This window comes from Flammeovirga sp. SJP92 (assembly GCF_001583495.1).
In the GTDB taxonomy this organism is placed as follows: Bacteria; Bacteroidota; Bacteroidia; order Cytophagales; family Flammeovirgaceae; genus Flammeovirga.
The window spans coordinates 325,587-337,912 of the sequence record NZ_LQAQ01000061.1 but is presented as its reverse complement, the minus strand read 5'-3'; the positions used below and the strand labels follow the sequence as shown (position 1 = coordinate 337,912).

At 35.8% G+C, this 12,326-nt stretch carries 10 protein-coding genes; 5 read left to right on the top strand and 5 right to left on the bottom strand.

The genetic code is table 11. From position 1 onward, the window contains the following. Positions 1–13 precede the first annotated feature (13 nt). The 3 genes from AVL50_RS14075 to AVL50_RS14065 all read left to right on the top strand — a co-directional run bounded on the left by AVL50_RS14075 (position 14) and on the right by AVL50_RS14065 (position 1,715). The gene (locus AVL50_RS14075) at positions 14–757 is read left to right on the top strand and encodes a hypothetical protein (protein ID WP_062617127.1); all 744 of its coding nucleotides are present in this window, start codon (positions 14–16) and stop codon (positions 755–757) included. A gap of 3 nt (positions 758–760) precedes the next feature. After that, positions 761–1,249 (top strand): YkgJ family cysteine cluster protein, encoded by a 489-nt coding sequence (locus tag AVL50_RS14070; RefSeq protein WP_062617126.1) that lies wholly within the window; start codon positions 761–763, stop codon positions 1,247–1,249. A gap of 85 nt (positions 1,250–1,334) precedes the next feature. Then, complete coding sequence (locus AVL50_RS14065; protein ID WP_062617125.1) at positions 1,335–1,715, top strand: hypothetical protein; 381 nt, start codon at positions 1,335–1,337, stop codon at positions 1,713–1,715. Between the two features lie 81 nt (positions 1,716–1,796). Here AVL50_RS14065 and AVL50_RS14060 read toward each other — a convergent pair whose 3' ends face one another. The 5 genes from AVL50_RS14060 to AVL50_RS14035 form a co-directional block, all read right to left on the bottom strand. Continuing rightward, a complete protein-coding gene (locus AVL50_RS14060) occupies positions 1,797–2,471 on the bottom strand; it encodes a hypothetical protein (RefSeq protein ID WP_062617124.1) in 675 nt (224 codons plus the stop codon). A gap of 167 nt (positions 2,472–2,638) precedes the next feature. Continuing rightward, a complete protein-coding gene (locus AVL50_RS14055; RefSeq protein WP_157491332.1) occupies positions 2,639–3,211 on the bottom strand; it encodes a hypothetical protein in 573 nt (190 codons plus the stop codon). A gap of 104 nt (positions 3,212–3,315) precedes the next feature. After that, positions 3,316–3,696: a hypothetical protein gene (locus tag AVL50_RS14050; RefSeq protein ID WP_062617122.1), complete on the bottom strand. Its 381-nt coding sequence runs from the start codon at positions 3,694–3,696 to the stop codon at positions 3,316–3,318. Between the two features lie 2 nt (positions 3,697–3,698). Next, positions 3,699–4,190 carry a DUF255 domain-containing protein gene (locus tag AVL50_RS14045; protein WP_062617121.1) on the bottom strand — a complete coding sequence of 164 codons (492 nt, stop codon included), beginning with the start codon at positions 4,188–4,190 and terminating at the stop codon, positions 3,699–3,701. Between the two features lie 485 nt (positions 4,191–4,675). Next, positions 4,676–6,124 carry an arginine deiminase family protein gene (locus AVL50_RS14035; protein WP_062617119.1) on the bottom strand — a complete coding sequence of 483 codons (1,449 nt, stop codon included), beginning with the start codon at positions 6,122–6,124 and terminating at the stop codon, positions 4,676–4,678. A 568-nt stretch (positions 6,125–6,692) separates the two neighbouring features. On the opposite strand from AVL50_RS14035, the gene pckA reads away from it, so the two are divergent. After that, on the top strand, positions 6,693–8,303 hold the full coding sequence (pckA, locus tag AVL50_RS14030; RefSeq protein ID WP_062617118.1) for a phosphoenolpyruvate carboxykinase (ATP): 1,611 nt from the start codon (positions 6,693–6,695) through the stop codon (positions 8,301–8,303). An 890-nt stretch (positions 8,304–9,193) separates the two neighbouring features. Beyond that, positions 9,194–12,316, top strand: a complete 3,123-nt coding sequence (locus AVL50_RS14025) for a TonB-dependent receptor (protein ID WP_082795815.1) — start codon at positions 9,194–9,196, stop codon at positions 12,314–12,316. Positions 12,317–12,326: the final 10 nt, after the last annotated feature.

Here is a 12,326-nt window from a genome sequence, read left to right as displayed (position 1 = left end):
TTTTTCAATAACATTGCAGGCACAGCAATTACTTTATGAGATTGAAGTAGGCGAGGTGGCATCTGTGGATATTGACCGGAAGGGGTATATTTATGTTGCAGATGAACAGGGAAATGTAAGTCAGTGGATTGAAGGAGAAAAGAAAAGATGGTATTCTCCTTCTTCTCCTGCAGAAGTGCAAATAGATGCGTGGGCCATGCTCAATACAATACTTTTTTCAGAAGACTGGCAAGGCATACGTATCCTAGGGCAGCAACTCACCGAACAGTCAGAGTATATCTTTGATCCTAATTTAGTGGAATATGCATCAGTGGCTACCAATGCAAGTGATGGTGGTATTTGGCTGTATGATCAAGGAAGTTTCAGACTGAAAAAATATTTTCCTGATGTAAACAGCATTTCTATTGACGTTCCATTGGAGCAGTTGATCAACAGTTCTTCATGGGAGCCGATTTGGATGCGTGAACATCAAAATAATCTTTATGTTTTAGACCAATACAGGGGGATTTTTACCTTTGATCTCTTAGGTAATATTTTGTCAGAACCTTATGCTGTCAAAAGAGCAAAAGTAATAGGGCTCACTTCTGAGGAAGTGTATTGGTTAGAAAAAGACGAATTGCATTTTAAAGCACTTTACAGTTTAGAAACCCGCTACATCAAGTTGCCTTTGAAGAAGGTGGATTACGCCTTATATGATCATTCTTCAAAGAAGGTATTTTGCTTCAAGCAGAAAAAGATGTACGCTTATCAATTATAAAGAATGGATTTGTATGCAGATTGGCAGAAAAATGCCAAATCAAAGTATAAAGAAAATCAGACATTTTTAAAACGACTTAAAAAAGTCAAGAAAGGAAAGCAGATTGATCAAATTGTCAATAATGCAGATGAGGACGCATTTGATAAGTTTGATTGTCTGACTTGTGCTAATTGCTGTAAGACCATCAGTCCTGTGGTAACTGCTACAGACGTGAAAAGAATTGCCAAGCATTTCAGAATGAAAGAAACAGAGGTGATTTCTGAGTACATGCGTGTGGACAGTGATGGTGATTATGTAATGAACCGTCAGCCTTGTCCTTTTCTTGGAGCAGACAATTACTGCTCAATTTACGAGGCGAGACCAAAAGCGTGTAGAGAGTATCCGTTGACACAAAACCAAGGTTTCAACCAAAGACCTGCATTACATGCCCGCAATACATTAACATGTCCTGTTGTATTTCATGTAGTGAAGGAGTTGAAAGACAAATTATAATCAGATTAGAGAAAAAAATAATTATTGAGTAGGGTTTTCTGTTGTCATTTTCCCTTTTAAGGTTGAATCAAAACTTTATAATAAAATGAATACTAAATCAATCCTTTCTCTTATTCTAGTAGCTGTATTAGCTTTTTTCTCTTGTTCAAATGACAATGAAGTTACTCCTGCTTCACCTCAGACAAGTGTTTATCAGAGAACAAATCTTGATCAAGATTTTAAATGTGAAATAATGCTGTCTTCTGATGGTAAATTTGAATTAAGAACATCGAAAAATGAGTTTGCTAAAGGAGATTATTCTAAAGCGGCCAAGATAAAACCTAATGAGCCACAAGACTATGTTTTACATTATAAAATGATTAAAAAAGATTGTGATAGTGACTGGGAAGATGAAAACATAGATCAGTTAATGGAGTTTGAGTTTTATGATGAGATTAATGCTTTTACGGTTGAAGAATGTAAATAATAAAAATGGGCTTGAAATCATATCTAGATTTCAAGCCCATTTCATTTTTTGATGATTGATAAGTTTCCGTTGTTGCTAGGGTTAAAAACCAAATACAACGTCAATGGTAGCTCCAAAAGTAGGTTCGCCAGATTGAACATCAACGCCAGGAGAAAGTGTGAAACCAGTACTCCAGTGCCTGTTGATAGAATAAGCCAATCCCGTTTGTACAATAACAGAACCTACCCATTCTCTATGAGTCTCCACGTCAGAAGTATTGTAGTCGTCTGGGTGGGGAGCATCATGCAGTTCTACATCTAAATAGTGTTCGTCATGGTCAGAAGGAACTTCATGGTCATGAAATCCAAAAGTACCACCAACACCCACAAACGTACCCCATCTTGAATGTCCGATAGGAATCTCCCTTACCACAACAGTGGCGTAGTGCTTTCCTGTAAACTCAATAGTTCCTTGAAACTTCGTTAGATGAGCAAAATAAATTGATCCAGTAAATTCATAATTCCCTGCATTGTTGTAGGAAATTTCCAATTCATATCGATTATGATGCTCCTCTTTTTTATGTTCAAGGTGATGTTCTTCTTGTTTCAACTCACTGTTCTTATGGTGAGAAGATATAGAAGAAGTAAAATCTTCGTCGTTGCTTTCAGTGTACTGATGTAATTCACTTTGCTCTGTTTGTGCTTCACAAACAAAACTGAAGCCTGCTAAACAGAAGGTCAAAGTAACAATTCGAAATAAAGTATTCTTGTAATCCATATCAATGATAATAATGAATGAGTTGCATTAGGCTATTCAATATCTACATGGTAACAAAGCGTAGATTTGAATTTTAACGCGAAATTATCATCAATGTTTGTGATTAAACAATTAATATAACTTAATTAAGAATTATTCTCAACTGCTTAGTGTGATTCTTAAATTAATCAAAAACCAAATACCAAGTCTAACGTCATGCCGAAGTTGGGCTTGCGAGTTATAACATCAATACCAGGTGAAAGTGTAAAACCAGTACTCCAATGCCTGTCTAATGAATAAGCCAAGCCTGATTGAACAATCACATTACCACTCCAGTCTTTATGTGTACTTTCCTCTTTCGGCTGTGGCTGATGCACTGCGTTGCTAGTTTCATCATGCTCTTCTTCAAAACCAAAGGTAGAGCCAAGACCAACAAAAGTACCCCATTTAGAGTGACCAATAGGTATTTCACGAACAAAACAACCTGCAAAGTGATGTCCTGTCAGTTCAACTGTTCCTTGAAATTTAGTGAGGTGGGCAAAGTAAACCGAGCTAGTGAACTCTAGATGGTTACCATTGTTATATGATAGTTCCAGTTCAAAGTGGTTTTCATGATGTTCACCTTCCACTAAGGTTTTATCATGTTCGTCTCCATTTTTTTGCTTTTTCTTTTTACCATCTTCGTCAGCAAATACATTAATGGGAGAACTTATCAAACAAATAGTCGCTAATGCGAAAACGTATAAATAATTAGTAGACACGTGAAGTTATTTTTAACTTATGATAGTTTATTTTTCAAAACATAAGTAAATGTATTTGCCGGAAAAACAAAATGACAACAATTGTAATTAACAAAAATTACAAATTAAGGTGTATTTTGATTTACATCCCAAAGCTGTGCTTCCTTGGTACTTGAATTACTGACAGTATAACTGTATCGGACTGAAGCATAATGAAAGTTTTCAGGATTTTCGTAAGGCTCTATTGTACAAGTGCCTCTATACTCAAATTCCTGTATACTCACTTTCACCGTATCACTTGCCCTGGTAAATACTCTTGTCTGACCATACACAGGAGGTTCTAGAGGGTAGCGGTCTAGTACAATAACTTTTGCCGTGAGTGCAGTGCTGTTATTCCAATCAAATTCTATCGCCCCTTTCTTGATGGGGTAAGCTGTAATAGGTTTACACGAATGAAGTATAAAAGGAAGGGAGAAGAAGGTGATGAGAAATAATAACGGCTTCATAATTAATTCTTGTAAGTGTCTGGATCAATGGCTTTAGGGGTCCATCCTGTTAAAAACTGAAGTATCTTGTTTTTATCATATCCACTGCCTTTTTCTAAGTAGGCTGAGTTTTGTGTGTGGATGATTTTTCCATTTCCATCGATGATGATAAAAACAGGATAACCGAATCGTTGAGGAAAGTGAAGATACTCCATAGCAGCAGGATTTTTATTCTCCTTACTCCAGTTGACAAGTACTTTAATATAGTTCTCATCCATGATTTCACTTATTTCTTCGTTATTATGTGTGAATTCTGCATAAAGTTTACACCAACTACACCAATTTCCTCCTACTTTTACGAAAACATGTTTATTTGATTTTTTTGCCAATTGAACCGCTGCTTTAACATCAGCAATTGCATCAGCATTGGGGTCATATTTTTCTATTTGACAGTAAGCAGCATTGGCTAAAAAAGAGAGTAAGGTGATAAATAATATCGCTATACTTTTTTTCATTTTTAGATTAAATTTTTGTTCGTAAATATGGAATTTTCACCAGAATATGTAGGTTACTTAGCCTCGCTATTATTAATGATATCTTTCTCCCTCAAAAATGTTAAACTTCTTAGGACAGTTAACAGTATAGGATGTATCGTTTTTGTAATATACGGTATTATGTTAAGTGCTTGGCCAATCGTAATCACAAATGGTTTTATTGCCATGATAAATATATTCTATCTTGTAAAAGATAAAAAATAATTGAAGGTAAGATAATCAGTGTTTTAGAGACAATTCAATATATTAACCATTATTAATTTATTGTCATAGAATACTCCCTTGGCAACAAGTAAAATCACTATTGTGATTTCAATTTTCAAAGAATAATTCTTTCTAAAATCATTACGCTGAAAGGCACAAAAAATCCATCATTATTAATATTTAAAAATAGTAATAATGATGGATCATTTAGTTTAAAACTACTGGTTCAAAAGTGATCTGCACTAGTAAATGAAATCTCTTTTCAGAGGCATCGACATACAGTGTGATCCTCCTCTAGCTCTAGAAAGCTCAGCGGAAGGCAGTAATATTAACGTATTCTGTACATCTTCCGGAAGAATTTTTTCCTGAGCGAAATCATGAAGTAAATCTGCTGCCTTTACTACTTTCATCCCATGCTTCTCAAATCCTTCAGAAGTTTTGTCATTTCGGTCATACCCAATCACAACGCCTTCTTTCAGTGCAAGCACATTACAAGAGTCCGTCCACTGTTCTCTTCTACCATGTGGAAATTTGTTGTTGCCTGAGTAGATAAATTGAGTAGGTTCTGTAGCGTGCAAGTCGTTAAGACTGATATCATTCAGAAGGTCTTCCAAGTAATCAAAACGAATAGGTTCATCATAACTCTGTCCTTTTACATATTGAAGAATCTCCAATTCATTTTCACTTCTTGAGTTGCCAAGAGAAGGAATAAAATCTCCCTGCTCTTTTTTCAAGCCCTCTTTAGAGAAAGAACCAAACATCACCCAAAGGTTTCTCTTCACTTGCGTAAATGTTGTATCAATGTGCATGTAAGCTCTTTTTGCAGGAATTTTAACTACAGTTACTTTCTCTACAATATTTCTTTTATGCATTTCGTGGACTACCTTGCTAGCGGCGTGTACTGAAGTTCTTTCACTTACACCCACCAACAGGTGATTAGGGGCAACCATCATTACATCACCGCCTTCAATAGTTACAATCTTCTGTTCCTGCTCCTCATCGTCTAATAAGAAGAAATCCTCAGGGTCTGTGATTTCAATAACCTTGTCAGTATATTCAGTAAACATTGGATGATTGAAGAAGATGTACTTCATAATGATCGACTCTCTAGTTCTTGCCTTTTTCTTAGGCTTGTTGAGCAAGATATGATCATTGACAGTAATGCCAAGGTCTCTTGTGAAGATGAAGTTTGGAATAGGAGGGAAGATCATTCGTTTATCTGGAAGAATACCAGAAATCATCGTCCTTGCCAAAATAGAAGATTCCAGCTCCATTAATTCATCTTGCAATGAGTAAGAAGTTCCTTCGTGCGCACAGATTGAAGCAATCATACGGCTTCTGATGTCATTTTTTTCTAGAATGTGAGCAAGTAGAGCTTGTGGTTCAATAACCTTGTCGCTATTGAAATAATCTTTTTTGTCTGGTTTATAGAAATGTCTTTGTGCTTCAGGTAAGTCTATAGAATGAATACGAGGATGAATGTTTTGATAGTCTAAGAAATAGAGAAGAATTTTCAAGTAGAGATCATATTCTTTTTTTCTCATAGTCTCTAAGTGAATGATATCCTCAAAAAGCCAATCTTGTGCTTTTGTAGGAATTACCTTGCCTATTCCCTCATCAGGACTATGTATCATTAATCGTCTTAAAGTTCCTACTTCAGAACTTACATGAATGTCTTGGTTAGTATGCATGTCGCGGTAATCAGTTATACGTGAAAGGATCAAATATGCGTTAATCTGTCAATTCAATCAAACAAAATATTATTTAATTTTAAACGTATAATTTACGTATTAGAATCATATTCAAATGATGATGAATATTAGTAAATATATTTAAAAATTGAATATTTTAAAGAAAATGACTGAATTATGCTTTTTTTTCTTTTGTTATATTAAACGTAATATCTACATTTGATGAATAATTCAATTATTAATGAATTTTTTCTGTGAAAAATAAACGTATTTTTTACAAATAATTCAAAGGTTTAAAATTTAACTATTTGTTAATATTCTGTTAATCAGTTTATTAAGGTATGTAATTTAAATATTGCCATAGGATAGTGATAAAATTCCTAAATAATGTTGATCGAAGTCACTAGAATCTGATAATATAGATTGTAGTATTGTATAGTAAACAATAAACACAAGCAACAACACATCACTCAAACTGTCTACTATCACAACACAGAAATCAACCCATTAGGTACATTTTATTAATTGTACTATTATAATATTTAATTACGAATTAAAACCTACCAATATGACAGCGACACACAAATTAGCCAGTAAACTTTTAGCAGAGTCTAAACAAGTAAATCGCGATCTATCGATAGCCCAATTGGTCGCAGAAGCAATTAGAAATGGAGAAGGTGCTCTCAGCTCCACAGGTGCAATCATGTGCGATACCGGCAGATTTACCGGTAGATCTCCTCAAGATCGTTTTATCGTAGAAGATGAGTACACCAAAGACCGTGTTTGGTGGGGGAATATCAATAAGCCATTCCCTCAGGACAAGTTTGAAGGCTTAGCCAGCAAAATGGTCGATTACCTTCTCAATAATCAGAAGTTGTATGTCAACAACGTTTATGCGGGTGCAGACCCTGCTTACCGTATTAAGGTAAGAGTTGTGACACCTCTCGCTTCTGTTTCACATTTTGTGAACAATATGTTCATCGTGCCTTCTGCAGAGGAATTGAGATCTTTTGGTGAGCCTGATTACGTAGTACTTCAAGCGCCTGACTTTTATGCGAACCCTCAGATTGATGGTACCCGTCAAGGTAACTTCTCCATTTTGAACTTTGGAGAGAAAACTGCACTTGTGGGCGGTTCTCGTTATACGGGTGAAATCAAGAAAGGAATTTTCTCAGTGCTGAATGCTTTATTAATTGATGACAATGTACTTCCAATGCACTGTTCTGCCAACGAAGGGTTGAAAGGCGATTCTGCCGTTTTCTTTGGACTTTCAGGAACAGGTAAGACCACTCTGTCTGCAGATCCAAACAGAAACCTTATTGGTGACGATGAACACGGCTGGTCCGACAAAGGAATTTATAACTTCGAAGGCGGTTGCTATGCTAAGACTATTGATCTCACGAGAGAAAACGAGCCAGAGATCTGGGATGCCATAAAATTTGGTGCAACCTTAGAAAACACTCGCTTCTTCCCTGGAACATCCGTTGTAGATTATACGAATGTGACTGTCACTGAAAATACACGAGTATCTTATCCAATTGATCATATTGACAATGCTAAGATTCCATCAGTGTCTGAAACACACCCTAAAAATATATTTTTCCTGACTTGTGATGCATATGGTGTATTGCCAGCCATTTCTAAGTTGACAAAGGAACAGGCAATGTATCACTTCATGTCAGGCTATACTGCTAAAGTAGCAGGTACTGAAGCAGGGGTTACAGAACCTACACCAACGTTCTCTGCTTGTTTTGGTGCTCCGTTTATGCCACTTCACCCTTCTGTATATGCTATGAAGTTAGGTGAAAAAATGACAGCACATAAAACCAACATCTGGTTGATCAACACAGGCTGGTCAAATGGTCCTTCTGACAAGGTAGGTCGTACGAAGTTGAAATATACTAGAGCAATGATTACAGCGGCTTTAGAAGGTCAGTTGGAGAATGTTGAATTTGTGGAGCATCCTGTATTTGGAGTTCAAGTACCGCTTGAGGTTCCTGGAGTTCCAAGTGAAGCACTAGACGCTAAAGCATCTTGGAAAGCCAACGGCTTTAAGAATTACGATGCTATAGCCATGAAGCTTGCTACTAAGTTTGTTGACAACTTTAAGCAGTTTGAAGTAGGATTGGAAGATCTATCTATCATGGAAGGTGCTCCTAAAGTCACAGAAAAGGTTTAGCATCGGTTTATAAGTACCAAGTCAATATTATTTAATATTAATTCGAATTATTGTTTCGCGATTACTGCCTTAAAAAAACGATCAATAGAACCACTATTCATTCGTTTTTTTACGTTGTACTCACTAAAAATAATTAAGAATTAATTATCAATTATTTTCGGCTTAGTACTTATATCTCTAGGACAAAAAGTAAACTTATGTCCTAGTATTTAACAAAATTAATAAGGCTGTCACGAAAGTGATGGTCTTTTTTTGTCTTAACGCAGAAATGAAAAAGAGGTGGCTTGAAAGTAGAATATAAAATGATTGCAGAAATTTCAATTGATAATAATTAAGTGTATAGTGTGTCTCGCTATCATTTTCTTATTGCAACCGGTAGAATGTATTGTATAGTAATATTGTTATGAGATTTTAGGTGGAACAGATCTTAAAAGTAGTATCTGTTGCCTCTTATGAAGAGATTATTTGAGTATAGAATTAACATTGTCAGAGAATAAATTCAAGTGAATTATTAATAAATCTTAAAACACGGAGTCGTTATCTTGAAATAGTATTAGTACAGAATCCCTTTTTTTCTAGTGATATTTCATCCCATTTTATTAAAATTTTGTGTTAAAATTGATTTTTTTTAAATGATTAAATAAATGAGTGTTTCAAGTACACTTATTTGTTAAGTTGTTGATTTTAAGTTATTTGTTTTGTTTTATTTAAGTTATTAAATTGTAAATAAACATAAATTTTGAATTTGCATTTATACACATGTACCTGCTATGTTTGAATTAACAGAAAAACAAAAAAGCGCAAGTTCAACTGTTCATAAAACTTATAAGAGTTATAAAACACACTATTCATAATTAACTCTTCTTTATTCTATCGCAAATCTTAATGGAATGAAAAATTTTTTACAATCTAAAAATGCTCTTTCGTTATTTGTGTGCGTGTGCTTGATGTTGTCAGCATACGTTTCAAACGCACAAGATCGAATGATAACAGGAAAGGTAACATCTGCTCAGGATGGCAGTTTATTACCTGGTGTCAACGTAAAAGTTAAAGGGACTTCAACCGGTACAATTTCAGATTTTGATGGTAACTATAAGTTGTCAGTACCTGAGGGGTCAACAGAATTAGTTTTCTCTTTTATTGGTTATACTCAGCAATCGGTTGTAATCGGTTCACAAACTACAATCAATATCTCATTAGAAGAAGACGTTGAGCAACTAGAAGAAGTAATAGTTGTAGGTTACCAAGTACAAAAGAAATCAGTAGTAACAGGTGCTATTGCTTCAGTGAAATCTGAAGATATCACACAAACACCAATTCAAAATGCTGCTCAATCATTACAAGGTAGAACACCAGGTGTTTTAGTAACACCAGTTTCAGGTCAGCCAGGTGCAGGTATTGATATTAGAGTACGTGGTACAGGTTCAAACGGTGACAATACTCCTTTGTATGTAGTAGATGGTGTACAGATGGATAACATCAATTTCTTGAACCCAAATGATATTGAATCAATTGAAGTTCTAAAAGATGCGGCATCAGCAGCAATCTACGGTTCAAGAGGTGCAAACGGTGTAGTATTGGTTTCTACGAAGCAAGGTAAATCAGGAAGAACAATCGTTTCTTATGATGGTTACTATGGTATTCAGGAAGCATGGAGAAAAACACCTCTATTGGATGCTAATCAGTATATGATGTTCCACAATGAAGGTTCATTGAACTCAGGTGGAGCACCAAGGTTCACTCCTGAGGAAATGGCAGCGAATACTACTAATACAAACTGGCAGGATGAGATTTTCCAAACTGCTCCAATTCAAAGCCACAGTGTTCAAATGTCAGGTGGTACGGAAACATCTTCTTTCATGGCTTCAGTTGGTTACTTCGGTCAACAAGGTATTGTAGCTCCAGAAAAATCAAACTTCGACAGATATACAGTTCGTTTGAATTCGTCGAATAAAATTTCAGAATATTTCAGAGCAGGTTCTAATATCACATTCTCAAGAGAAGAGAAAAAGGGTATTAATGAGCAAAACCAATTTGGTGGAGTTTTACAAAATGCATTATTGCATGACCCGTTAACTCCTGTTTGGCAAGATGATCCAGATGTAATTGCAGAGTATGATACTTACCCAGTGAAACCAGCAAATCAAAATGGAAGATACTACGGTATTTCAGATCAAGGACTAAGAGAAATCGTCAACCCAATGGCAAGAATCAATAATACTTATTCTGACGATGCCAGCAACAAGTTCTTAGGTAACATCTTTGTGGAAGCTACGCCAGGAATCAAAGGTTTGAAATTCAGAACAGATTTTGGTGTTGATATTGGAAACTGGGAAAACAGAGGATATAACCCTGAGGCATACTACAACAATGTAAATCAAGTAGGAGCATCAAGTGTTTATCAAAATGCAGGTTCTTATGTTGTATATCAGTGGGAGAATGTATTGTCATACAACAAAAAAATGGGTGATCATTCAATCGATGCCTTGATTGGTACAACATTGAGAAACGGATCAGGAATTCAAGTAGGTGCAACAAGAAACAACCTTCAAATTCCAGGTTGGGATTATGCATGGGTGAATAATGGTACAGATGATGAGACTCAAAAAGGTAATGGTAAGTTAGACTGGCAAAATAGATTAGTTTCTTTCTTTGGTAAAGTAGGTTATAACTACAAAGAAAAATACATGATCACAGCGATTGCACGTTATGATGGTTCATCAAACTTTGGCCCGAACAATAAATTTGGTTTCTTCCCTTCAGTACAAGCTGGTTGGATCATTTCACAAGAAGAATTCTTGAAATCAAGTGATGTTGTGAATTTCTTAAAGTTAAGAGGTTCATGGGGTAGAGTAGGTAACGAAAGAATTGAAGCATTCGGTTACTTAGAGTTATTTGGTGTGACGCCATCTTACCCTTACGGAACAGCGCAGACAATGGTGCCAGGTTATGGTATTACTAGAATGGCCAACCCAGACTTGAAATGGGAAGCAGCACAAGAAATTGACTTAGGTGTTGATGTTGGATTCTTAGATGATAAAATTACAGCAACATTTGATGTGTATTCAAGAGAACGTCAAGATTTATTAGGTACACTTCCAGTACCAGGTTTTACAGGTGTTTCTGGTCCTAATTATAACTTAGGTACTGTAAGAAACCAAGGTATTGAATTAGCAGTGACTTACTCGAAAAGATCAGGTGACTTCCACTTTGATATCACAGCTAATGGTTCATACAACGACAACAAAGTAATGGAAGTTGCTAATGGCGATGGTAGAATTCCAGGTCCAGGTTTATTCAATACTCAAGGACAATTGATGATGGAAGAAGGACATACATTGCCTTACTTCTACGGATTCAAGACAGATGGAATTTTCCAGAACCAGGGAGAAATTGATGCTCATAACAAAGAGGGAGCTTTAATCCAGCCAGATGCACAGCCAGGTGATATCCGCTATGTGGACTTAAATGGTGATGGTGTAATTGATAACGAAGATAGAACAAACATTGGTTCGCCAGTTCACTCTTGGACATACGGTTTGAACATCAGAATGGATTACAAAGGATTTGATTTATCAATGTTCTGGCAAGGTCAAGCAGGTGCAAAACTAGTAAACGGTACATTAAGGCATGATTTAAGACAAGGTCAAAACTACCCAACTCGTTGGTTAAACCGTTGGACAGGTGAAGGAACAACAAACTCTTTCCCAAGATTCAGTTATGTAGATGCGAATCACAACTATGATTACTTGAACGATATGGTTCACGTTGAAGATGCTTCTTACTTAAGACTGAAAAACTTACAGATTGGTTATACATTACCAGAGCATATCAGTAAAAAAGCAGGGATGAGCAAATTAAGAGTATATGTTTCAGGTAACAACTTGCTAACATTTACAGAATACACAGGAATGGATCCTGAAGTAGGTCATGGTGGAGCATGGTTTGGATTTGACAACGGTTCATATCCACAAGCAAGAACATACTTATTGGGATTAAATGTTTCATTCTAAGAAAGGAAAA